At 69.5% G+C, this 22,045-nt stretch carries 20 protein-coding genes and 1 tRNA gene; 9 read left to right on the top strand and 12 right to left on the bottom strand.

What is annotated here, in order from left to right; genetic code table 11:
* Window positions 1-609: 609 nt before the first annotated feature.
* Window positions 610-2,844: a TonB-dependent receptor gene (locus MARPU_RS03005; protein WP_005222752.1), complete on the top strand. Its 2,235-nt coding sequence runs from the start codon at window positions 610-612 to the stop codon at window positions 2,842-2,844.
* A gap of 262 nt (window positions 2,845-3,106) precedes the next feature.
* Here the strand turns inward: MARPU_RS03005 and MARPU_RS03000 are convergent, their stop codons facing one another.
* On the bottom strand, window positions 3,107-4,099 hold the full coding sequence (locus tag MARPU_RS03000; RefSeq protein ID WP_005222751.1) for an aldo/keto reductase family protein: 993 nt from the start codon (window positions 4,097-4,099) through the stop codon (window positions 3,107-3,109).
* A gap of 91 nt (window positions 4,100-4,190) precedes the next feature.
* The gene (locus tag MARPU_RS02995; RefSeq protein WP_005222750.1) at window positions 4,191-4,763 is read right to left on the bottom strand and encodes a cytochrome b; all 573 of its coding nucleotides are present in this window, start codon (window positions 4,761-4,763) and stop codon (window positions 4,191-4,193) included.
* Between the two features lie 115 nt (window positions 4,764-4,878).
* On the opposite strand from MARPU_RS02995, the gene MARPU_RS02990 reads away from it, so the two are divergent.
* Entirely contained in the window at window positions 4,879-5,817 is a 939-nt protein-coding gene (locus MARPU_RS02990; RefSeq protein ID WP_005222749.1) for a LysR family transcriptional regulator, read from the top strand.
* Window positions 5,818-5,839: 22 nt separating this feature from the next.
* On the opposite strand, the gene MARPU_RS02985 is transcribed toward MARPU_RS02990, so the two are convergent.
* Window positions 5,840-6,205 carry a winged helix-turn-helix transcriptional regulator gene (locus MARPU_RS02985; RefSeq protein WP_005222748.1) on the bottom strand — a complete coding sequence of 122 codons (366 nt, stop codon included), beginning with the start codon at window positions 6,203-6,205 and terminating at the stop codon, window positions 5,840-5,842.
* Window positions 6,206-6,286: 81 nt separating this feature from the next.
* Between MARPU_RS02985 and MARPU_RS02980 the strand changes: the two genes are divergently transcribed.
* The gene (locus tag MARPU_RS02980; protein WP_005222747.1) at window positions 6,287-6,883 is read left to right on the top strand and encodes an NAD(P)H-dependent oxidoreductase; all 597 of its coding nucleotides are present in this window, start codon (window positions 6,287-6,289) and stop codon (window positions 6,881-6,883) included.
* A gap of 68 nt (window positions 6,884-6,951) precedes the next feature.
* Here MARPU_RS02980 and MARPU_RS02975 read toward each other — a convergent pair.
* Window positions 6,952-7,027 (bottom strand) — tRNA-Thr (locus MARPU_RS02975).
* Window positions 7,028-7,162: 135 nt separating this feature from the next.
* On the opposite strand from MARPU_RS02975, the gene MARPU_RS02970 reads away from it, so the two are divergent.
* The 5 genes from MARPU_RS02970 to MARPU_RS02950 all read left to right on the top strand — a co-directional run bounded on the left by MARPU_RS02970 (window position 7,163) and on the right by MARPU_RS02950 (window position 12,762).
* A complete protein-coding gene (locus MARPU_RS02970) occupies window positions 7,163-8,650 on the top strand; it encodes an FAD-linked oxidase C-terminal domain-containing protein (protein WP_005222746.1) in 1,488 nt (495 codons plus the stop codon).
* A gap of 45 nt (window positions 8,651-8,695) precedes the next feature.
* The gene (locus MARPU_RS02965; protein WP_005222744.1) at window positions 8,696-9,685 is read left to right on the top strand and encodes a ribonuclease T2 family protein; all 990 of its coding nucleotides are present in this window, start codon (window positions 8,696-8,698) and stop codon (window positions 9,683-9,685) included.
* Window positions 9,686-9,759: 74 nt separating this feature from the next.
* Window positions 9,760-10,749 carry an adenosine kinase gene (locus tag MARPU_RS02960; protein WP_005222743.1) on the top strand — a complete coding sequence of 330 codons (990 nt, stop codon included), beginning with the start codon at window positions 9,760-9,762 and terminating at the stop codon, window positions 10,747-10,749.
* Between the two features lie 91 nt (window positions 10,750-10,840).
* Entirely contained in the window at window positions 10,841-11,518 is a 678-nt protein-coding gene (gene tsaB, locus MARPU_RS02955; protein ID WP_005222741.1) for a tRNA (adenosine(37)-N6)-threonylcarbamoyltransferase complex dimerization subunit type 1 TsaB, read from the top strand.
* Between the two features lie 8 nt (window positions 11,519-11,526).
* Complete coding sequence (locus tag MARPU_RS02950; RefSeq protein WP_005222740.1) at window positions 11,527-12,762, top strand: glycerate kinase type-2 family protein; 1,236 nt, start codon at window positions 11,527-11,529, stop codon at window positions 12,760-12,762.
* A 6-nt stretch (window positions 12,763-12,768) separates the two neighbouring features.
* Here MARPU_RS02950 and MARPU_RS02945 read toward each other — a convergent pair whose 3' ends face one another.
* A complete protein-coding gene (locus MARPU_RS02945; protein WP_005222738.1) occupies window positions 12,769-13,692 on the bottom strand; it encodes an SDR family oxidoreductase in 924 nt (307 codons plus the stop codon).
* A gap of 192 nt (window positions 13,693-13,884) precedes the next feature.
* Window positions 13,885-14,244 (bottom strand): HPF/RaiA family ribosome-associated protein, encoded by a 360-nt coding sequence (locus tag MARPU_RS02935; RefSeq protein WP_005222736.1) that lies wholly within the window; start codon window positions 14,242-14,244, stop codon window positions 13,885-13,887.
* 359 nt (window positions 14,245-14,603) lie between these two features.
* On the opposite strand from MARPU_RS02935, the gene MARPU_RS02930 reads away from it, so the two are divergent.
* Window positions 14,604-15,548, top strand: coding sequence for a DMT family transporter (locus MARPU_RS02930; RefSeq protein ID WP_005222734.1), 945 nt, complete (start codon window positions 14,604-14,606; stop codon window positions 15,546-15,548).
* Here MARPU_RS02930 and MARPU_RS02925 read toward each other — a convergent pair.
* From MARPU_RS02925 to MARPU_RS02900, 6 genes are all read right to left on the bottom strand, one after another.
* Window positions 15,494-16,060: a hypothetical protein gene (locus tag MARPU_RS02925; protein ID WP_005222731.1), complete on the bottom strand. Its 567-nt coding sequence runs from the start codon at window positions 16,058-16,060 to the stop codon at window positions 15,494-15,496. The two genes, MARPU_RS02930 and MARPU_RS02925, sit on opposite strands and share 55 nt — an antisense overlap.
* A gap of 20 nt (window positions 16,061-16,080) precedes the next feature.
* Entirely contained in the window at window positions 16,081-18,021 is a 1,941-nt protein-coding gene (locus tag MARPU_RS02920; protein ID WP_005222729.1) for a GumC family protein, read from the bottom strand.
* A gap of 121 nt (window positions 18,022-18,142) precedes the next feature.
* A complete protein-coding gene (locus MARPU_RS02915; protein ID WP_005222721.1) occupies window positions 18,143-19,282 on the bottom strand; it encodes a RuBisCO large subunit C-terminal-like domain-containing protein in 1,140 nt (379 codons plus the stop codon).
* Between the two features lie 35 nt (window positions 19,283-19,317).
* Window positions 19,318-19,911, bottom strand: coding sequence for a GNAT family N-acetyltransferase (locus MARPU_RS02910; RefSeq protein WP_005222718.1), 594 nt, complete (start codon window positions 19,909-19,911; stop codon window positions 19,318-19,320).
* A gap of 4 nt (window positions 19,912-19,915) precedes the next feature.
* On the bottom strand, window positions 19,916-20,923 hold the full coding sequence (locus tag MARPU_RS02905; RefSeq protein WP_005222716.1) for a transketolase family protein: 1,008 nt from the start codon (window positions 20,921-20,923) through the stop codon (window positions 19,916-19,918).
* Window positions 20,923-21,867, bottom strand: a complete 945-nt coding sequence (locus tag MARPU_RS02900; RefSeq protein ID WP_005222715.1) for a transketolase — start codon at window positions 21,865-21,867, stop codon at window positions 20,923-20,925. Before MARPU_RS02900 ends, MARPU_RS02905 begins: the two co-directional genes overlap by 1 nt.
* Between the last annotated feature and the right edge of the window lie 178 nt (window positions 21,868-22,045).

Genomic DNA, 22,045 nt, shown 5'->3' with positions numbered 1-22,045 from the left:
CAGACGGCTAATCCGGTTTCCCTCGAGGTCGACCGACAACGGCTGGAGCCGAGGCGCCGCACCATGTGTCACCTCGTCACAGCAGCCACCGCCATCCGGCCCCGGGCACGACCCGCAACCCTCGGGTACCGCGAGCAGCACACGCGCCTCCCGCGCGCCTACCGTCACGCGATCACCACCCATGTCAGGACGACGCTCCAGCCCCGTGCTCACCATCGCTCAGACCGTGGCACCTTCATGCGACGTCCGCGGCCCGAACGCGCCCGGCACGCCGGCGAGCGCCGGCACCGCTGAGGCCCAGGCGACACCGGAGCCCGCTCCGCGCGCGACGCGAGACCGCTCCACACAGGCTCCGCAGCCGCGCCCACCCGGCAGATGGTCGAGCGACACCCGGTCGCGGCAAGGACCGGCTCGAACACGCGCGTCTCGACAACGCCCTCCCTGGTGACCAGCCAGGTGACGGCAGATATCGCGAGCGCGCACTGACTCCGTCTCGGCGTCCTCTCCGCAGGCATGCCCCGTGGTCCGGCACCGAGAGACGAGAGACTCGGCCGGCTCATCGAGCCGAGTGCACGATCCACACCCAACCCCGTAGACAGGTGATTCAGCATGACTCGAAGTAACACCAGGAGCGCGACCCCGCGCCTCCGAGCCGAAATCGACGGCTTCCGACGACGCCCGGTCGCCCTGGCGATCGCCGGCGCCCTGTGCCTCGGCACCACCGCAAACGTACTGGCCGAGGATGCCAGCGATGCGGAGAGCGAGGCTGCGGTGACCCTCGACACCCTGACGGTCACCGCACGCCGCTCCGCCGAGCTGGCCAAGGACATCCCCTTCAGCATCTCCACCGTCAGTGGCGAACAACTCGAGGAGCGGCGGCTGCAGACGCTGAGCCAGATGCTGCAACAGACACCGAGCGTCGACTTCGTCTCGAACATGGGTATGAGCAACCGGACGCTGCGTATCCGCGGCGTCGGTTCGCTGCAGAAGGTCAGCGGCGAGGACACCTCGGTCGTCATCAACCTCGACGGCCTGCCGCTCTCGGCGACCAGCTCGACGATGAACCTGCTCGACGTCGAGCGCGTCGAGGTCCTCAAGGGTCCACAGGGCACCCTGTTCGGGCGCAACTCCGAGGCCGGGGCCGTCAACATCACCACCCGCCGGCCGACGCGCTGGACCGAGGGCTATGTACGCGGCGAGGTCGGTGAGGACAATTACTGGATGCTCGAGGCGGCAGTCGGCGGGCCTGTGACCGAGACCCTCAGCGCCCGCATCGCCGCGCGCACCTCTCGGATCGACAGCTTCGTGACCAACGAGGTCGACGGCGACCCGGTCGTCGAGCCGACCGATCAGGCCGTCCGCGGCTCGCTGCTGTGGGAGCCCGTCGTCGGCACCAGCCTGCTGCTCACGGCCGGTCACGAGGAGCAGAAGGACAGCGACGTCGACTACGTACTCTACCCCTACAGCGATTCCCCCAGGGTGAACCAACCCTCGGGCAGCCTCTCCGACAGTCACCGGATGAACCGCTTCACCGCCGAACTCAACCATGAGCTGAAACATGCCGTGCTGACGCTCTTGAGCGGCTACTCGGAGTCGGACAACAAGAACACCACGCCCATCTACGAGGGACGGACCTATCAGCAACTCGTCGGCACGCAACCGGACGCGCGCTGGAGCACCGTCTCCGACGAGACCGTCTATAACAACGAGATCCGTCTATCCTCCAAACCCGGATCCGAGCTCTTCTGGGTCACCGGTGTCAATTACTATTACTCCGACCGCACCTGGGACAGCCGCGACAACTACGACAACTTCTATCCTTACAATCCCTACAACGCCAGGATCGACCGCGACTTCACCACCGAGGCGCTCGCCGTCTTCGGCGAGACGACCATGCCCATACCGAACATGGAGCGCCTCAAGCTGACCCTGGGCGCCCGCTACACCTGGGAAGAGAAGGACTACGAGGCCGACTGGGTCGCCAATCCCAGCAATCCCAGCTCGATCCGCACGGCGCACGACGAGCAGAGCCTGAGCGACGACTACCTGACCGGTCGCATCGCCCTGGGCTATGCGCTGACCGAGGAGATCAACCTCTACGGTCTCTTCGCCCGCGGCTATAAGAGCGGTGGCTTCAACCAGGAGGGCACCAACTTCACCGCCGGTGGCGAGGACCCGCCCTACAAGGCCGCGACTGTCAACAGTCTGGAGACCGGCTTCAAGTTCGAGAGCGCCGACGGTCGCTTCGGACTCAACGGCGCGCTCTTCTACAACAAGGTGAAGGACGACCACCTGCTGAGCTTCGATCCCCAGTCGATGTCGACCCTGGTCGAGAACTACGACACCGAGAGCAAGGGTGTCGAGCTGGAAGGCGTCTGGCGGGTCGGCAACGGCCTCACCCTCAGCGGCGCGGTCACCTACCTCGACGCCCACATCCTGGTCGACGGCGACGACAGCGCGAGTCCCGTCAAGGACGACAACGAGGTACCCGAGGTGCCGAACTGGGGCGCCAGCGTCTCCATCAACTACATCAGGTCGCTACCGGCCTTCCTGGGGCTCGACTCGCCCACCCTGAGCACCGAGCTGACCAACCGCTACGTCGGCTCACGTCCCGCCGACCCCGAGAACCACTTCGAACTCGACGCCTACAACAAGCTCGACCTGCGCATCGGGCTCCAGGAGAAGGGCGTGGAATTCTATGTCTGGGGCGAGAACCTGCTCGACGAGGACTACGATCTCTACGGCTACCACATCGCCCCCTACTACCCGGGAGGCAACAGCGCCCGTATCGGCTATCCGGGTCGGCCACGCAGCTTCGGCGTCGGACTGAGCTACGTCTTCTGAGCCACACCCGCCATGCCCGGGAACGGATGACCGGGCATCCCCTCCTCCTCCACAGCCCACCACGGACGAAGACGCAGCGCCAACCGTGAGCCCATCGACGGGGAGACCATGCCAAGGAAGGCCTGCGGGTCGACCCCGTCCGCAGCGTCTTCGCGACCCGATCAACCGTCGAAGGAACGTGGGATCCGGTCAGCTCGTCGGTCGCTGCCCCGTTCATCGAGGCCGACGCGCATGAACCACGCGCGGCGCACAGACCGCGTCCTCAGACGATCGTGTAGGGATCCGGGCAGGTGCGCCGCGCCACGCCGGCGCCGAGCGCATCGATCGCTCGTATCTCCTCGGCGTCGAGGACGAAATCGTGGATCGCCTGGTTCTCGACCATGCGCTCTGCCCTAGAGGTCTTGGGCAGCGCGGTGCGACCGCGCTGCAGGTGCCAGCGCAACACGACCTGACCGGGGCTCTTGCCGTGACGCCCGGCGATGGCGACCAGGACCGGATCGCGCAGCAGCTCGAAGGCCCCGCTGGCGAAGGGCGCATAGGCGGTGACGACGATGCCCTGCGCGCGGCAGAAGGCCTCCAGCTCGGGGTCCCGGCAATAGGGGTGAATCTCGACCTGATTGACCGCGGGACGGTACGCCGGCTCGGGCACGTCGGTGATCAGCTGACGCAGATGGTCGATGGTGAAGTTGGAGACACCGATGGCGCGCGCCGCGCCCTTGTCGGCAAGCGCACAAAAGGCGCGCCAGATGGTGGCGCGGGCGCGCCGCGAGACCTCCGGGTCGCCGCCGGGCGGCGCGCTGAAGCTCCCCGGCCAGTGCACCAGCAACAGGTCGACATAGCCGAGCCCGAGATCATCGAGGCTGTCGACCATGTCGTCGCGGACCCGCTGGGCGATGTCCTCGACCCGATCGGCGTCCCAGGTCCGCTTGTGCGAGACGTTGAGGTGCGGCGGCGCGGCCGGATGGGCGAGCTTGGTGGTGATGAACACCGCCTCGCGAGTCAGGGCGCCGCTGGCAAAGCGCTGACCGAGCAGGGTGCCGACCATGCGCTCGGTGCCATAGGCGTGGGCACAGTCGAACGCCCGATAGCCGTTGTCCAGCGCCAGATCGACGGCGCGCCAGGCCTGTTCGGGGAGGAAGCCCTGGAAGGCGGTCGCGCCCACCCAGTCGCCGAAGGCGGTGCCGAAGGCGAGGGTCGGCATCCGCACGCCGTTGTGCAGGGTGACGGTTCGCAGGTCATGGTGCGCGTCGCGCATGTCTCGCACTCCCAGAGTTGGTCATGTCGAGGCAACACTAGCAGCGCGGCGACGACGGACCAACCCGGCCCGTCGCGCCAACCGACCGGCCTCAGCTGTCGACCTGCACCTCGGCACCGAGCATCCGCCGCAGCGTGCCGTCGCGATCAATCAGATGGTGCTTGAGCGCGCCGACGAGGTGCAGCGCCACGGCACCGATCAGCAGGTTACCGCCGAGACCGTGCAGCCAGTGACCGAGCTGCGCCAACAGCGCGTTGATCGGCACCACCTGCTGCGGGTCGGCCGGGTCCGGGTTCGGCGCCACCAGCTCCAGCCCGAACAGCGACACGCCGTGCCCGCCCAGCGCCGACATCATGAAGCCGGAGACCGGCATCAGCACCGTACCGACGATCAGCAACCAGTGCACCACTCTGGCCAACCACTGTTCGATCTGGGTATAGCGCCCGACGTGCGCAGGCCAGCCGTTACGGATGCGCCAGAGCACTCGCAGTGCCACGAACAACACGATCAGCACGCCGAAGGACTTGTGCCAGGGGTAGAGGGCGTAGAGCTTGGCCTGCGCCATGTAGAGTCCGCTGAGGGTCAGCACGATCATCATCACTGCGACGATCCAGTGCAGCGCAATGGTGCTGCCGCTCAGTCTGGTGGGGGTATCGAGGCGCATCGTTTAGTCTCCATCTAGCACCGCCGGGATGGCGGTCGCTGGGTTGTAAACGAACAGCCTAGAGGGTGTGCCGTGATGCTTCCAATGCATCAAAAAGATAATGCATATTTGCTAAATGAATCTTCGCGATCTCGACCTCAATCTGCTCGTGGTACTGCACCAACTGCTGGAGGAGCGCCACGTCTCACGCGCCGCCGAGCAACTCGGCATGAGTCAGCCGGCGGTGAGTCGCGCGCTGGGTCGCTTGCGCGCCCTGTTCGACGACCCGCTGCTGGTACGCACCGCCGGCGGCTATGTGCCGAGCACCCGCGCCGAACAACTGCTGCCGGGACTGCGCCAGCTGCTCAGCGACACCGAGCGGCTGGTCAGCGGCCCCGACTTCGACCCGGCAAGCGCATCCCGGACGGTCCGCTGCTACGGCCCCGAACCCGAGATCGGCTGGTTCCTGCCCCCACTGTTCGCGCGCCTGAGCCGACTGGCGCCGGGAATGGTGCTAGAGATCCACAGCGAACCGCGTGAACACTTCGGGCAACTCGAACGGGGCGACGTCCACTTCGTCCTCTCGACCTTCAGCCCCGACGCCGCGACCGGCGAACTCCACAGCACCCCACTGGCCCCGCTGAGCTTGGCGCTGTTGATGCGCGCCGATCACCCGCTGGCCGAGGGTGAACTGACGATCGAGCGTTACATCTCGGCCCGTCACGGGCGGGTCTCCCTGACCAGTCGCGGCGAGGGGCTGCTGACCCGGACACTGGTCGAGCAGGGATTGCTGGCCCCGGGGGAGCGACTCCAGGAGCCGTTGCGCCTGTCGAGTTTCAGCGCCATCGCCGCCTTCTGCGAACACAGCGACATCGTCTTCCAGCTCCCACGACGTTTCGCCGAGACGGTCAGTCACGGTCGCGCGCTGGTGGTCCGCGACACCCCGTTCGACGATCTCGAGCATCCGCTGGTCCATCTCTACTGGCACGAACGCACCCATCGCGACCCGATGTGCGTCTGGGTACGTCAGCAACTCAGGATCGCCCACGGCCTGGCACCGGAGCCCACCCCCTGAGCCACCGGCATCCGTCGCGCCCTTAGACTCCGTTGGCCTCGGCCCACGTCTTGAGCTGCTCGAGCACGCTCAGCGACGAGCGCCCGAAGGCGGTGATCTCGTAGGTGACGGCGATCGGGCGGGTGCTGAGCACGGTGCGCTCCACCAATCCCATCTCTTCCATCTCCCTGAGCCGCTGCGCGACCATCTTCCTGCTGGCACCGCCGAGCTGGCGTGCTAGCTCGTTGAAGCGCACGGGGCCGTCCTGCAGGTGCCACAGGATCGAACCCTTCCACTTGCCACCGATGATCCGCATGCCGCGCTCGATCGGACAGGGCTCGGTGCAGGTGCCGAGGCCGCCCTGGCAATCACCAGCGATGTGATCGAGATTTATCCCCTCTTCATTCATGGTTACTAAAAGTATACTGATTGACGTTGGTTACCAAGAGTAACAACATGCGGTCACATGTTCACCGACCGGAACCGACACATGTCGAACATCCTCATCATCAACGCCCACGAGCCCTACCCCTCGTCCCCGGGCAGACTCAACGCCACACTCGTCGAACGCGCGAGCGCCCTGCTCTCCGAGCGGGCACACCGAATCCGCACCACCGTGGTACACGACGGCTACGACACCGTCACCGAGCTGGAGAAACATCGCTGGGCCGATGTCGTGCTGCTGCAGACGCCGGTCTACTGGATGGGGGTACCCTGGACCTTCAAGCGTTACATGGACGAGGTCTACTCGGCAGGACTGGACGGCACCCTCTGCCACGGCGACGGCCGCAGCCGTCGCGAGCCCTCCAGACAGTACGGCTCCGGCGGCACCCTGACGGGCAAGCGCTACATGCTCTCGCTGACCTTCAACGCGCCACGCGCGGCCTTCGACGACCCCGCGCAATACCTCTCCCGGGGGCAGTCGGTCGACGACCTCTTCCTGCCGATGCACATGACCTTCCGCTTCTTCGGCATGGAGGCGATCGAAACCTTCGTCTGTCACGACGTCATGAAGAACCCGGACATCGAGAACGACCTGATGCGCTTCGACGCCCATCTGGAACAGCACCTGGCGGGATATTCCTGAAACAACGACGGAAAACGACGCGCGGAGCGCGGCGTGCGAGATCATCCGGGGACAGGCAGGACGATGGATGGAGCTGGCGGACGGATTCGAACCGACGACCTACTGATTACAAATCAGTTGCTCTGCCAACTGAGCTACGCCAGCCTTGAGGTAGGGGTGCCGGCACCCAAGAAGGGTGCTGGGGGAGGCGATTCTAGCGCGAAGCGCAGCCGATGCTCAAATGCCGTCGTTCGTCCCGACCGACGGCGCACCATGACACCAGCGCCGAGGAGACCGCCGATGAGTCGGATCCAGCCACCCGGACGCCCGTTCGACGACCCCGAACTGTGCGCCAGCCGCGCCGAACTGGCGCGCGCGCTGCGCACCTTCCTCCCCGCCGAGGCGGTGCTCGCGCGCGAGGAGGAGGTGCGCCCCTACGAGTGCGACGGACTCTCGGTCTATCGCCAGACGCCACTGCTGGTGGTCCTGCCGCGCGATGTCGCCGAGGTGCGGCAGGTGATGCGGCTGTGTCATCAGCGTCGGGTGCCGGTGGTCGCGCGCGGCGCCGGGACCGGACTCTCGGGCGGCGCCCTGCCCTGCGGCGAGGGCATCGTGCTCAGCCTGGCGCGGCTCGACCGCATCCTCGCGCTCGAGCCCGAGGCGCTGCTGGCGCGGGTCCAGCCCGGGGTGCGCAACCTCGCCATCAGCGAGGCGGCGGCCGCCCACGGGCTCTACTACGCCCCCGACCCCTCCAGCCAGATCGCCTGCACCATCGGCGGCAACGTCGCCGAGAACTCGGGCGGGGTGCACTGTCTGAAATACGGCCTGACGGTGCACAACGTGCTCGCGATCAAGCTGGTCAGCGCCGCGGGCGAGCTGATCGAACTCGGCGGCGAGGCGCTCGACGGCCCCGGCTACGACCTGCTCGCGCTCTATATCGGCTCCGAGGGCATGCTCGGGATCACCGTCGAGGTGACGGTACGGCTGCTGCCCCGCCCGCCGCTGGCGCGCGCCCTGCTCGCCGCCTTCGACGACGTCGGCCGCGCCGGCGCGGCGGTGGGCGAGATCATCGCCGCCGGCATCCTCCCGGCGGGGCTGGAGATGATGGACGGTCCGGCGATCCGCGCCGCCGAGGACTTCATCGGCGCCGGCTACCCGGTCGAGGCCGCCGCCATCCTGCTCTGCGAACTCGACGGTACCGAGGCCGAGGTCGCCGCCCAGGTCGAGGCGGTCGAGACCCTGCTCGCGCGCGCCGGCGCCACCGAGGTACGGGTCTCGCGCGACGAGACCGAACGCGCACGCTTCTGGCAGGGGCGCAAGTCGGCCTTCCCCGCCGTCGGCCGGATCTCCCCCGACTACTATTGCATGGACGGCACCATCCCGCGCCGCGCCCTGCCCGAGGTGCTGCGCCGCACCGCCGAGCTGGCCGCCGAGCACGACCTGGCGGTGGCCAACGTGTTCCATGCCGGCGACGGCAATCTACACCCATTGATCCTGTTCGACGCCAACCGTCCCGGCGAACTCGAACGCACCGAGGCGCTCGGCGCCCGTCTGCTCGAGCTGTGCGTCGAGGTCGGCGGCACCATCACCGGCGAGCACGGGGTCGGGGTGGAGAAGCTCGGACAGATGTGCGTACAGTTCAGCGCCCGCGAACTGGCCCAGTTCCACGCGGTAAAATCGGCCTTCGACCCCGCGGGACTGCTCAACCCCGGCAAGGGCGTGCCGACGCCACGACGCTGCTCGGAGTACCGTCAGCTGCCCTCGCCCGCGCACCCGCACCGACATTGATCGGCCCGGCACGCGCCGGGCCCGCGCCAGCGAGGACGTGACCGCATGACCCGAACCCCATCGATCAGACCGCTGCCGACATGGCGCGCGACGGCGGCGCTGCTGCTCGCGCTCGGCGCGCTCGCGCCGCTGCGCGCCGCGCCGCTCTCGGCGACCCTGATCGCCGAACGCGCCTGCCCGGCCACCGTCGCCATCCGTCACGACGCCAACCCCGGGGCGATCCATCTCGACCCGGGCACACGCTACCCGGTGGTCGGTGCCAACCGCCCCGACCAGCCCAGCCACTACCTGCTGCGCCTGCAGGGCGTCGAGCCGTCCCAGCGTTGGGTGGCGCGTGACTGCGGGCGGCTGGTCGAGGTCGCCGACACGGCCACGCCGCCGGCCCCAACCGGCGAGCCGCGCTATCTGCTCGCGGTGAGCTGGCAGCCGGCCTTCTGCGAGCGCCGTGGCCGCGCGCCGGAGTGCCGCGACCAGACCCCGCAACGCTTCGACGCCCGCGCCTTCTCGCTCCACGGGCTGTGGCCACAACCGCGCGACAACGTCTATTGCGACGTCCCGGCGAGGGCGCGGGCGCTGTCGCGCGACGGCGACTGGCAGCAGCTGCCGGCGCTCGCGCTCGCACCCGACACCCGGCGCGAACTCGACCGGGTGATGCCGGGCACGCGCTCGGCGCTGCACCGTCACGAGTGGGTCAAGCACGGCAGCTGCTACGGCGACGACCCCGAGGGCTATTTCGCCGACTCGCTACGGCTGCTCGCCGCGCTCAACGCTTCGCCGGTCCGTGACCTCTTCGTCTCGCGCATCGGCCAGCACCTGCGCGCGAGCGAGGTACGCGCGGCCTTCGACAGGGCCTTCGGCAAGGGCGCGGGCGAGCGGGTGCAACTGGTCTGTCACGACGGCCTGATCAGCGAGCTGCGCCTCGCCCTCAAGGGGCCGATCGAGGCCGGGCACGGGCTCGACGCGCTACTGCGCACCGCACCACCGCGCGCTGCCGGCTGCAAGGGTGGACGTGTCGACCGCGCCGGTCGCGACTGAGCACATCGCCGTCCTGCACCCCCGAGCGACATCTGTACAATGTGCCCCCTCGACTTCAGGAGCACGGAGACACTATGGCCAAGTACGACATCTATGGGATCGGTAACGCACTCGTCGACATGGAATTCGAGGTCGATCCCAACGACCTCGGCATCCTCGGTATCGACAAGGGCGTGATGACCCTGGTCGACGAGCAGCAACAGGCAGCGATCATGGATCACCTCCGTGATCGCCGGCACCAGCGCGGCTCGGGCGGGTCGGCGGCCAACTCAGTGATCGCGCTCGGTCAGTTCGGCGGCACCGGTTTCTACTCCTGCAAGGTCGCCGACGACGAACTCGGTCACTTCTACATGCAGGATCTGGTCGAGGGCGGCATCGACACCAACCTCCACACCAAGAAAGAGGCCGGCGACACCGGCCGCTGCGTGGTGCTGGTCACCCCCGACAGCGACCGCACCATGTGCACCTTCCTCGGCATCACCCAAGGGCTATCGACCGACGAGTTGGTCGAGGACGCGCTGCGCGACTCGCGCTGGTTCTACACCGAGGGCTATCTGGTCACCTCCGACAGCGCCCGCGAGGCGGCCAAGGCGGCCAAGCAGCTCGCCGACGAGGCCGGCGTCAAGACCGCCCTCTCGCTCTCCGACCCCAACATGGTCAAGTTCTTCAAGGACGGCCTGCTGGAGATGATCGGCTCGGGTGTCGACCTGCTGTTCGCCAACGAGTTCGAGGCCATGGGCATGGCCGGCAGCGAAGACCTCGGCGACGCCGTCGCCTATCTCAAGACCCTCAGTCGCAGCTTCGCCATCACCCGCGGCCCACAGGGTGCGCTGGTGTGGGACGGCGCGCAGATGCTCGAGATCGCCCCGGTGCCGGTCGAGGCGGTCGATACCCTCGGTGCCGGCGACATGTTCGCCGGCGCCTTCCTCTATGGTCTCAGCCAGGGCTGGGATCATCAGCGCGCCGGCGATCTGGCCTCGGCCGCTGCGGCGCGACTGGTCACCAGCCTCGGCCCACGTCTGACCACGGAGCAGACCCAGGCGGTGCTGCGCGACTTCGCCTGATCCCGCCCGCCCCGGCCCGCCGGGACCCTGGCCCCGGCGTCATCGCCCGTCCTCGACGGGCACCATCGATCACCCCGGTAACCCCACCATCATGAAGCTCCTCGCGATCGACACCTCAGGTGAGACCTGTTCAGCCGCCCTGCTGCAGGACGGGACCCTGACCCAGCGCCTCGAGACCGCCCCCAGACGCCACGCCGAACTCATCCTGCCGATGATGCAGCAGCTCGTCGACGAGGCCGGACTGCGGCTCGCCGATCTCGACGCGCTCGCCTTCGCGCGTGGACCGGGGTCCTTCACCGGGGTGCGGATCGCCGCCTCGGTGATCCAGGGCGTGGCCTTCGGCGTCGACCAGCCGGTGATCCCGGTCTCGACCCTGGCGGCGATCGCCCAGGGCGCCTACCGCCGCAGCGGTCAGACCCGGCTGCTGGTGGCGCTCGACGCGCGCATGGACGAGGTCTACTGGGGGGCCTTCGAGATCAACGAGGCCGGGCTGGCCGAGGCGCGCGACAGCGAGCGTGTCTGTGCCCCCGAGGCGGTACCAGTGCCGGAGGGCGATGGCTGGTACGGGGTCGGTCCCGGCTGGACGGTCTATCAGTCACGGCTGCGCCCGCAGATCGGCGCGGCGCTCGCCGGGATCCTCGAGGAAGGGGTCTGCGAGGCGCGCGACCTGGCGGTGCTCGCCGAGGCCGAGCACCGGCTCGGTCACGAGGTGGCGCCGGAGCTGGCCATCCCCGTCTATCTGCGCGATCAGGTCACCCGCAAGGGCTGATCCCGGGAATGACCGACGACCAGCGCCTGCTCATCGACTGCTTCATGGCGGCGATCGCAGCCGTCGGCGGCACCCGGGCGGTCACCCGCGCACTGGAGGCGCGCGCGCCGCCTCACCCGGTCGAGCTGTTCGCCATCGGCAAGGCCGCAGCCGCCATGGCCCGAGGCGCCTGTGACACCCTCGGCGCCGAGGCGATCACCGGCGGTCTGCTGATCACCAAGCCCGGACACGTCGACCCGGCCGACTTCCCCCGACTCGATTGCCGTTGCGGCGGCCACCCGCTGCCCGATGCCGGCAGCCTCGCTGCCGGTCAGGCGCTGATCGCGCGGCTCGCCGCGCTGCCCGCCGGGGTCGAGCCACTCTTTCTGATCTCCGGCGGGGCCTCGAGCCTGGTCGAGGTACCGGTCGCCGGGGTCGATCTCGATACCCTGGTGCGGGTCAACGACTGGCTGCTCGCCAGCGGCCAGTCGATCGCGACGATGAATCTGGTGCGCAAGGCGCTCTCGCGGATCAAGGCCGGCGGCCTGCTCGCCGCCTGTCCGGCGTGGCGGACACCCCGGGTGCTGGCGATCTCCGACGTCCCCGGCGACGACCCCGGGGTGATCGGCTCCGGGCTCTTGGTGCCCGAACCGGAGCTGGCGGCCCGCTGCAGCGGGCTGCGCGGGCTGCCCGACTGGCTCGATCGGCTGGTTCGCCACGGACTCGCCGTGCGCCGCGCGCCCACCGGTCCCGGCCCGGAGATCGAGCTGGTGGCCACCGCCGCCCACGCCCGCGCCGCCGCGCTCGCACACGCCCGCACACTCGGGCTCGCGACCTGGCCGCAGCTCCAGCCGCTCGCCGGGGACGCCGCCGTCGCCGGGCAGCGCCTCGCCGAACGGCTCGGGACCACGGCCCCGCCGGGGCTCTATCTGTGGAGCGGCGAGACCACGGTCACGCTGCCGCCCCGCCCCGGACGCGGCGGTCGCAACCAGCACCTCGCGCTAGCCGCGGCCATCGCCCTCGACGGCCGCGACGACGTCACCCTGCTCAGCGCCGGGAGCGACGGCAGCGACGGGCCCACCGAGGACGCCGGGGCGCTGATCGACGGGACGAGCTGCGCGCGAGCACGCCGGCTCGGGCGCGACCCCGCCGAGCACCTCATCGGCGCCGACGCCGGCAGCCTGTTCGCCGCCACCGGCGAGCTGCTGCGCACCGGCCCCACCGATACCAATGTCATGGACCTGGTGCTGGCACTCAGGCGCTGAGACGGATTAGTCCTTGAGATAACCGAGCTGGTCGACGTTGAACGGGGTCGGGGTCAAACCGAGCCGGGCGAAGCTGTCGTTCTCGCTACAGACGTTGCTCTCGAGCAGCATCTGGATCTGGTCGCGACTGATCGGGAACCAGGGATAGCGATCGAACAGCCCGGCCATCGCCCGGACTGCAAACACCGGCGCCGGGACCATCGCCTTCTGCTTGCCGACGGCCGCGGCGATGGTGCCGAGGATCGCCTTCCAGCTCAACCGCTGCGGGCCACACAGGCTGTAGGTCTGGGACTCGGTGCGCGGCTCGCCGAGTGCCAGGGTGAAGGCGCGGGCGACGTCGTCGATATGCACCGGCGCCAGCTCGAAGGCCCCGGCCTGCTGCGGCAGCAGCCCGTCGTAGAACAGCGGCGCCGGGATCGGCGCGCCGATGATGTCCTTGTTGAGCTGTGAGCAGAACTCCATGCGCCCGCGTGGATCGCCGAAGACCACCGAGGGACGGAAGATGGTCCAGGTCAGCCCAGAAGCCTTGAGCGCCTCCTCGGCGGCGAACTTGGTACGTTGATAGGTCGTACCATCGGGTCGCACCCCATTGGCGCTCATGAGCAGGAAACGCCCCACGCCGGCGGCGCGCGCCGCGGCAATGGTGTCGACCACGCCTTGGTGCTGCAGCCCCTCGAAAGTGATGCCACGCGCCGGGAACTCGCGCAGGATGCCGATCAGATAGATCACCGCATCGGCGCCGCGCACGCAGGCATCGAGCGCGGCGCGCTCGGCCAGGGTGCCGGGCACCAGCTCGCACTCGGCGCCACGCTCGACCTTGGACTCGCTGCCCGGGCGCACCAACAGCCGGGGCACATGACCGGCGGCGAGCAGATGATCGATCAAATGGGTACCGATAAAGCCGGTCCCGCCAATGATTGCAACCTTCATGTTCGAGGAACTCCTGTTCTACGGTCGCGACCACCCCGCACGACGGTCGCTCGAAGTCGACGCGAACACCGGATACGCACACCCGTGCCCGCCCATGGCGAAGGATGTGGGGACGGTGATGGACGGAGCGAAGTCCGGGCGGGGTGGAGGCAGCAGCCGGGATGGCGGCGTGCATCCCGGCACGAGGCCGGCTCAGTGACCGGCCATCTCGGGGGCGTGCTCGCCGGACTGACCGGCCGGGGCGCGCTCGAGCACACCCTGCCAGCGCACCCGCCGCACGCTGCGGCGCGCCGCGCCGAACACCCCGGTGATCGCCTCGACGGCGGTCTTGCTGGCATCGCGCACCACCAGCTGGCGGCCCTGCGCGAGTTTGATGCGGAGTTCGCAGCGCACACGGTGACCGTGCAAGCGGTCGAACTCCTCCTTGATGGTGGCCTGCGTCTCGATCCGCTCATCGGTGAAGCGATCCTCGAGCTTCTTGGCCTCGGATTCTATCTGGCGACGAATATCCGCATCGAGCGCGAGGGTGTCGCCGCCTATCTTAATGGACATACTTGATCTTCTCCCAAGACTCGGTCCAGGCGGAAGATACAGACCGCGATATCGGCGACCGAGTGGATTCGCTATGAGGGCTACCGCATCGACTGTGATGGCGTCTTCAGGGGCTTCTCCGGGGAGGAGAACGGACGCGGTGCGATGGACTGCGGCAGTGTCGTGGATCATGATGCCGAGAACGGCGAAAAGCAAGGGCAAAACCCCCAACCATGGCCTTTGCAATGGATTTGCACGCCCCGACAATGACCCGGATCAGCGATTGCGGGCATCGCCCGGCCCCGCAATGGGGCGACGCGCACCCCTACTCGCACCATGACATGCCGCCCCCTTGATCGAACCGCTCAGGTCACTACCCCATGCACCACCGCCTGACCGACTGGCTGCTGCTCCTCGCGCTCACCGCGCTCTGGGGCTCGGCCTTCGCGCTCACCGGGATCGGCATCGAGGCACTGCCGGTTCAGCTGGTGGTCGCCGCCCGACTGCTGATCGCTTGCGCCCTGCTGCTGCCGACAGCGCTGCTGTTCGCCCGCCGTCCGGCGCACAGCGCACGGCTGTGGGGCGCCTATGTGCTGATCGCGCTGTTCGGCAACGCCCTGCCCTATTCGCTGGTGACCTGGGGACAGCAGACGATCGCCAGCGCCCAGGCCGGTATCCTGATGGCGACGATGCCGCTTGCCACCCTCGGCATGGCGCACTATCTCGTGCCCGGCGAGCGCATGACCCGACACCGTGCCGGCGGCTTCCTCGTCGGATTCTGTGGGGTTGCAGTGCTGATTGGACCGGCGGCCTGGGGCGATGTCGACCCGGCGCGACTGCCGGCGATGGGGGTGATCCTGCTCGGCGTCTGCTGCTATGCCGTGGCCGCCATCCTGGCGCGACTGCGGCCACCGAGCGACGCCCTCTACAGCGCCGCGGCGACCACCACCCTGGCGACCCTGATGTTGCTGCCGACACTGCTCGCGCTGCCGGCGACACCGACCGCGCGCGCGCCCGAGGGGCGCCACCTGCTGGCGCTGCTCGCCCTCGGCGGCGGTTCGACTGCGCTCGCAGCGATCCTCTACATGCAGCTGGTCAAGCGCGCCGGCGCGGCCTTCGTCTCCCAGCTCAACTATCTGATCCCGCTGTGGGCGCTGGGGGTCGGGGTGGGACTGCTCGGCGAGCCGCTCGCCTCCCGCCACCTGCTCGCCCTGGCGCTGATCCTCGGCGGCATGGCGCTGGCGCGCCGCGAGCGCGGCGCCGGAGCGGATCAGATCGGGTCGGACTCGAACAGATCGGCGAAGGCGCGATCGAAGCGGCGATAGGCCTCCCAGCCGTCCTGGTCCATCACCTGATCGATCACCCAGCGATTCTCCTGCCCCTCACCCATCAGCCGCTGGATCTCGAAGCCGAGATGACGCAGCAGCGGATAGCTCGGTCCCTCGTCGGTAAAGCCATACTCGGCGTATTCCCCGGAGCGGGCATTGAGCCGCTCGATGAAGGCCGCACCGTGCGCCCCCGGCCCGAGCAGATCGGTGGCATTGTCCTGGACATGATCGAAGACCCGGCGCGCGAACCCGGTGATCAGATCGCGCCGCCGGTCCTCGTCGAGACGGGCATGGGCGAGCCGATCGGCGATCTGGATCAGGAACACCAGATATTCCTCGATCACCGCCAGACGCTGAGCGTCGTCGCGATAGACGAAGCGCTCACAGTGCAGGTTGATCGCGCGATCGAGGGCGATGCGCCAGGCGATGAAGGCCAGCGCGCCGGCGACCTCGTCGAGCGAACGGGCGCGGTCCGGGTCCGACCAGTGACTCTTGATCCTCAGTGCCATCTCCTGCCCTCCATCGATTGTCAGTCACGCAAGACCGGATAAACCCAGTCGATCGCCTCGCCACGCTGACCGGCGACCATGAACTTGCGCAACGCCGAGCGCAGCTCCGGGGCCAGCGGACCGACCCGGTGCTGCAACCACTCGAAACCGGCGCCCTGGTGCGCCAGATAGACCAGATAACTGTGCCACAGCGCCTGGGCGTCGACCCCGCGCCGCTCACGCAACATCGAGGCCCCGGCGGCCTTGCCCAGCGCGCGGTCGAGGCGCTCGGCGGCGAGCGGCCCGATACCGCGTCTCAGGCCATCGAGCAGCGGCTCGAGCCAGCCCCAGGCCCCGGGCGCGAGCGCCAGCTCACGCCGTCCCGCGCCCGGCACCGAGACCGTGCCCGCGACCGGATCGAAGCAGTCGCGATCGAGCAGCATCAGCTCCGCCGGCTTGACCCCCGAGAGCAAGAGCGCGCAGTGACCACGCACCTCGGTATCGACATCGCGCAGCAGCAGCTCGATCTCGGCCGGCTCGAGCAGCCGTGGCAACCGCGGCAGATCGATCACCGCCGCGCGCGCGCGCGGCGCCTCGAGCGCTGCCGACTGCCCGGCGCCGTCGTCGGGCACCGGCGCGGCGGACTCGACCAGGCGTACCCCGTCAGCATCCTCGCCACCCTCGATCCGCACCCCGAGATAGGAGACCCGCGGCGCCCCGGAGCGCTCGCCGAGATAGTCGGTCAACCAGGTCAGGAAGAGCGCGGCGAGGAGCGCGGCGGCGAGTGCGATCGGCAGGTCGCGGGCATAGTCGGGACGAATCGGCGCGCTCGGCGCATAGGCCCACTCGACCACCTGGATCGGCGGATACTGCTCGAAGTCGCGCAGCGCGATCTCGGCGAGACGCTGGGCGTTCTCGGCAAAACGCGTCTCGAGCCCGTCGAGCCCCTCGCGCAACCCCTCGAAGGTCGTGAAATGCCGCGAGAAGGTCTGCACCGCGCGCTGCTGACGATCGAGGTCGTCCTCGAGCAGAGCGACGGTCTCGCGCGCCGCCTCCAGCTCCTGGCGAGCCTCGTCGCGGACGGTGATGCGCGCGACCAACAGCGCACGCTCCAGCGACTGCTCGAGCGCCGCCTGCTCGCCGGGCAGGTCACGCAGCGCCGGGTCGCGATCGATATAGGCCTGGGTGTAGCGGGCATGGAGCTGGTCGAGTCGATCGCGGCCACGTTCGACATAGCGCTGCAACCGGGCGATGTCGTTCTGCTGCTCGCGCGGGATCAGTCGTTCGCCGCGCGCCACCGCCTCGTCGAGCGCGCGCAGCCGGGCGAGTGCCTCGACCTCGCGATTGCGCGCCTTGCCGAGCGCATCGTTGAGATCCTCGAGTTCGGCGAGCGCGCGACTCTCGGCGCGCTCGATGCCGACGATGTCGTGCTCGGCGGCGAAGGTCTCGAGTTCGGCGCGCGCCGACTCGATGCGTCGCTCCAGTCGCGCCTGCTCCTCTTCGAGTTCGGCGGTGGTGCGCCCGGCGCTGGCCGAGACCTGCTCGGCACGCAGCCGCTCATAGGCCCGCACCCAGTGATTGACGATCACCGCCAGACGCTCCGGGTCGCCACCCTCGGCGCGTAGCTCAAGCAGATTGGTCTCGGGGATCGGCTCGACGGCGAGCCGCGCGCGCAATGCCGCCACATCGCTCGCCACCCCGGCCTCGGCCAGATCGATGGCGAGCCGACCGAGCAGCGACTCGCCGAGCAGCAACCGACGTTGGATCATCACGTGCTCGGGGTCGGCGGTGGCGCTCGGGGCATCGACCGCCTTGGGCTTGACCGTGAGCACCGAGGCGCTGGCGCGATAGACCGGCTCGCGCCCGTAGACGATACCCAGCGCCAGCGACAGACAGAGGACGCTGGCCAGGGCGAAGACCAGGGCGCGCCGACCGAGCAGCGGATGTGTTCGAGCCGAGCGGCTCGGGAACCAGCGTATCACGGGCAATCACCTCCGGGCAGCGCGTGCGCAGAGGCGCACGCCGGATGACGACAACGGAGCGGACGGCGGTGGGTCTCCATCCCCGCCTGCATGGTCGTCGTGCCCGTCCCCGGCACCGATCTCAGGCCGTCGCGGCGGCGACGAACCTGGCGCAGTTGGCGCTCAGGTCTCCGCGATGCAGATCGCCCCCGATCAGGAGAATGGCGTCGCGACCATAGAATTCGAGTAGTTCGCCGACCCGATCGAGCCGCATCCCGCCGGCCGGGACCGGCAGGATCGGACGCAGCCCGGCGAAGGGGCGGCTGGCCCCGGCGACCAGCGCGCGACATTCCTCCGCGGTATAGGCAAAGCGCCCGCCCCAGCTCGGGAAGATGGTCGCGTCGGCCCCGGCCAGACGATTGAACAGACCATAGAGCACAGCGTGCGCGAGCCCGCCGTCGGGGCTGGCGCAGTGCGCGCCCTGGAAGGCCGGATGGGCGAGGATCGGCAGCCCCAGGGCATCGTCATCGGCCAGCGCGCGCATGGCATCGAACCCGACCAGCCCGGGACAGACCAGCAACCCGCCGGCACCGGCCGCGCGTGCCAGCCGCGCACGCGCCCTCAGCTCGCCGGCCGGGGCGGTGACATTGGGCAGATAGCGAGTGTGACCGCCGCACTCGCGGTTGGCACGCGCCACCGCCTCGGCGCACAGTCGCACCCGGGGCTCGAAGCGGCAGAAGGACTGATCGGTGAGCCCGTGGTCGTCCTTGATCAAGTCGATACCGCCACGCGCCAGCCGGTAAGCCAGCTCGGCCAGCTCGGCGGGCGAGCGCCCCATCGGCTTGAGCGCGGTGCAGAGCAGCGGGCGCGCCGGATCGCCGCAACAGGCGCGCAGCCCCTCGCGCCCGAAGCGCGGACCGCGATAGCCGGCGGCGAGCCCCGGCGGCAACTCGAGATCGACCAGCCGCACCCCGGGCTGGATGCTGATGTTGCCGAACAGCAGGTTGATCAGCTGGGTCAGCTCGGCCCCTGCCGCCTCCACCGGATAGGCCACCACCAGCTCGAAGCGCCCCGGCGCGAGCGCGCGCAGCGCGCGCACCTCGCCGATCACCTGGTCGTGGATCGCGACCTCGGCGATCAGCTCGGGGGGAAACTCGACGGTCTGCTCGACACAGATCGCCCGCGCCCGCGCCTCGGCCTCGGCCTCGGCGGCGCTCGCGCGCAGGTGATAGGTGGCAGTCAGTCGCTCGCCGCTCAGCGCGAGCCGGGTGCTGTCCTGCATGACGATGGGGTCCGGTGACGATCGAGGGCCATAGACTAGCCGATCCCGCCCCGATGGTCGCGCTCCGGGGCAGACGCCGCCGTGCCGTGCCAGTCGGCGCGCCCCAGACGGCACAGTCGGTGTGCGCGCAGGCGGTGTCCCGGCGGCAGCGCCGGATACGCGAAGGGTTGGGGATCGGCGCGCATGCCGAGACGCGCCATCAGCGCCAGCGAGCGCTGGTTGTGGAGACTGGTGAAGGCGACGATCTCGTCGAGCCCGAGACGGGTGAAGCCGAAGCCCAGCGCTGCGCGCGCCGCCTCACCGGCGTAGCCCTGACCCCAGGCATGATGGGCCAGACGCCAGCCGATCTCGACGGCGGGGGCGAAGGGTAGCTCCGCGCCGCAGCGATGCAGCCCGACGAGCCCCAGGAAGGCACCCTCGGCGCGCCTCTCCACGGCCCAGAAGCCCCAGCCCTGGACGGCGATCAAGCGCCGGCAGCGCGCCGCCATGGCCGTGCTCTCGGCGCGACTGAGCGGACGCGGCAGCCAGGCCATCACCCGAGGATCGGCGTTGAGCGCGGCGAAGGGAGCGAGGTCGCGCCCGTGCCACTGACGCAGCCGCAGCCGCGCGGTCTCGAGCACGGGCGCCACGGCCTCAGAGGTCCTCGGTCCGCTCGGCGCGCCCCATGGTCTCAAGGCGCACCGCAGCGAGCGCGTCCTCGTCGATCCCCAGCGGCTCGCCGACCAGCCGCTCGGCGGCGCGCACCAGGGCCATGGCGTCAAGCCCGTACTCGCGCATCAGGTACTGACGACTGGCGCCGTGGGCATAGGTGTCGCGCAGCCCGAGACGGATCAGCCGGGCGCCGATGCCGCGCTCGGCCATGAGTTCGGCCACCGCCGAGCCGAGCCCGCCGACGATGCTGTGGTTCTCCAGGGTGATGACCCCGAGCCGGGCGCTGGCGAGCGCCGCGCGCACCCGGGGATCGTCGAACGGCTTGAGGGTGGAGACGTGCAGATGACCGACCGAGAGGCCGTGGGCGCGCAGCGCGCCGGTGGCGCGCAGCGCTTCCTCGGTGCAGATCCCGGAGGAGAGCACGATCAGGTCCTCGCCCTCGCCGAGCAACCGCGCCCGCCCCAGCACCATCGGCTCGGCGGGGTCGAACAGCCGCGGCACCTCGCCGCGCAGCATGCGCACGTAGACCGGCCCCGGCACCGCCTGGGCGAGGTCGAGCACCTGCTCGACCTCGGTGGCGTCCCCGCACTCGAGCACCGTCATGTTCGGCAGCAGACGCATCAGCCCGATGTCGTCGACCGCCTGGTGGGTGACGCCGCCCGGGGTGGTGATCCCCGGCAGGAAGCCGATCAGTCGCACCGGCAGGTTCGGGTAGGCGATCGACATCGCCACCTGGTCGAAGGGGCGGCGCGAGACGAAGACCGCGAAGGTGTGGACATAGGGGAAGAAGCCCTCGCGCGCCAACCCGGCGGCGAAGCCCATCATGTTCTGCTCGGCCATGCCCATCGAGAAGAAGCGCTCGGGATAGACGTCGCGGAAGCCGTCGGCCTCGCACGAGCTGGTCAGGTCGGCCGAGAGCACCAGCACCTCGGGGCGCTGCTCGGCCCAGCGCACCAGGTTGTCGCGGTGCGGCCGCTGCACGATCTCCATCAGGCATCCCCCTCCGACAGGCCCGCGAGCAGGCCGCGATACAGATTGAACTCCGCCTCGTTCTTGAAACGCACGTAGTGGAGCTTGGGCCAGCGCTCGCGCAACCGGTCGATGCCGCGACAGGGGTCGGTGCGGGCGATCACCACCCGCGGGAGGCCGTCCTCCCCGACCCCCTCCCCGGCCGCGGCCAGCGCCACGGGGTCGTGACCGTCGACCTCGCGCACCTCGGCGCCGAAGGCGCGCAGCCGCGCGGCCAGCGGCTCGGTGGTCATCACCGTGTCCATCGGGCCGTCGCACTGCTGGGCGTTGGCGTCGACATAGATGCCGATGTTGCCAAGCCGGTGATGCGCCAGGGCGGCGAAGGCCTCCCAGGTCTGTCCCTCCTGGAACTCGCCGTCGGACATGAACACCCACACCCGCCCGCGCTCACCGCGCAGCCGACGCGCCAGCGCGATCCCACCGGCCTGGCTCAGCGCCTGACCCAGCGACCCGGCGGTGACCTCGTGGCCCGGCGAGTGCTCGGCGCCGATCAGCTCGACGGTGCTGCCGTCGCGGTTGAACGCATCGAGCGCATCCGGCCCCAACCGACCGAGTTCGATCAGCAGCGAGTAGAGCACCAGCGCATAGTGCACCGGGGAGAAGATGAAGCGATCGAGTTCGGGCGCGGGCGCACCGTTGTAGTCGGCACCGGTGAAGGCGTGCGGGTTGTCCGCGCCGGGTACCCCGGCGAAGGGGCGCGGGATCGGCGGGGCCGTGCTCGGCCCGAGTCGCATCACCCCGAGATAGAGGGTGGCGAGGATCTCGGCCGAGGAACAGGCTTGGCTGAGGTAACCGCCGTTGTTCTCGAGGGTGTGTTCGAGCACCCGGCGCCGGATCGCGGTGGCGACACGACGGATGTCGCCCGGCGCGGTCGCGGCACCGGGGCGCGCTGGGATGGATTCCATAGATATGATCGTCTCGACTGCCTGCCTCAAATCAAGCCGCGCGCGGACCAGCCCGGACCGCCGCCCCGGACGACCCCCGCCCGGCGGCGAAATCCTAGCATGAGCGGACGGCCGTCGCGGGGATGATGAATGACCGGCGGCCAGCGGCCAGCGGCCAGCGGCCAGCGGCCAGCGGCCA

The organism is Marichromatium purpuratum 984 (assembly GCF_000224005.2).
Classification (GTDB): domain Bacteria; phylum Pseudomonadota; class Gammaproteobacteria; order Chromatiales; family Chromatiaceae; genus Marichromatium; species Marichromatium purpuratum.
This window is presented reverse-complemented; position numbering and strand designations above follow the sequence as displayed.

Bases quoted from the DNA above. Each gene is read 5' to 3' on its own strand.
- MARPU_RS03005 (WP_005222752.1), top strand. From the start codon at position 610: ATGACTCGAAGTAACACCAGGAGCGCGACCCCGCGCCTCCGAGCCGAA.
- MARPU_RS02985 (WP_005222748.1), bottom strand. From the start codon at position 6,205: ATGAATGAAGAGGGGATAAATCTCGATCACATCGCTGGTGATTGCCAG.
- tsaB (WP_005222741.1), top strand. From the start codon at position 10,841: ATGAAGCTCCTCGCGATCGACACCTCAGGTGAGACCTGTTCAGCCGCC.
- MARPU_RS02995 (WP_005222750.1), bottom strand. From the start codon at position 4,763: ATGCGCCTCGATACCCCCACCAGACTGAGCGGCAGCACCATTGCGCTG.
- MARPU_RS02935 (WP_005222736.1), bottom strand. From the start codon at position 14,244: ATGTCCATTAAGATAGGCGGCGACACCCTCGCGCTCGATGCGGATATT.
- MARPU_RS02980 (WP_005222747.1), top strand. From the start codon at position 6,287: ATGTCGAACATCCTCATCATCAACGCCCACGAGCCCTACCCCTCGTCC.
- MARPU_RS02925 (WP_005222731.1), bottom strand. From the start codon at position 16,060: ATGGCACTGAGGATCAAGAGTCACTGGTCGGACCCGGACCGCGCCCGT.
- MARPU_RS02900 (WP_005222715.1), bottom strand. From the start codon at position 21,867: ATGGAATCCATCCCAGCGCGCCCCGGTGCCGCGACCGCGCCGGGCGAC.
- MARPU_RS02950 (WP_005222740.1), top strand. From the start codon at position 11,527: ATGACCGACGACCAGCGCCTGCTCATCGACTGCTTCATGGCGGCGATC.
- MARPU_RS02960 (WP_005222743.1), top strand. From the start codon at position 9,760: ATGGCCAAGTACGACATCTATGGGATCGGTAACGCACTCGTCGACATG.
- MARPU_RS02905 (WP_005222716.1), bottom strand. From the start codon at position 20,923: ATGGAGATCGTGCAGCGGCCGCACCGCGACAACCTGGTGCGCTGGGCC.
- MARPU_RS02930 (WP_005222734.1), top strand. From the start codon at position 14,604: ATGCACCACCGCCTGACCGACTGGCTGCTGCTCCTCGCGCTCACCGCG.
- MARPU_RS02965 (WP_005222744.1), top strand. From the start codon at position 8,696: ATGACCCGAACCCCATCGATCAGACCGCTGCCGACATGGCGCGCGACG.
- MARPU_RS02915 (WP_005222721.1), bottom strand. From the start codon at position 19,282: ATGCAGGACAGCACCCGGCTCGCGCTGAGCGGCGAGCGACTGACTGCC.
- MARPU_RS03000 (WP_005222751.1), bottom strand. From the start codon at position 4,099: ATGCGCGACGCGCACCATGACCTGCGAACCGTCACCCTGCACAACGGC.
- MARPU_RS02945 (WP_005222738.1), bottom strand. From the start codon at position 13,692: ATGAAGGTTGCAATCATTGGCGGGACCGGCTTTATCGGTACCCATTTG.
- MARPU_RS02990 (WP_005222749.1), top strand. From the start codon at position 4,879: ATGAATCTTCGCGATCTCGACCTCAATCTGCTCGTGGTACTGCACCAA.
- MARPU_RS02970 (WP_005222746.1), top strand. From the start codon at position 7,163: ATGAGTCGGATCCAGCCACCCGGACGCCCGTTCGACGACCCCGAACTG.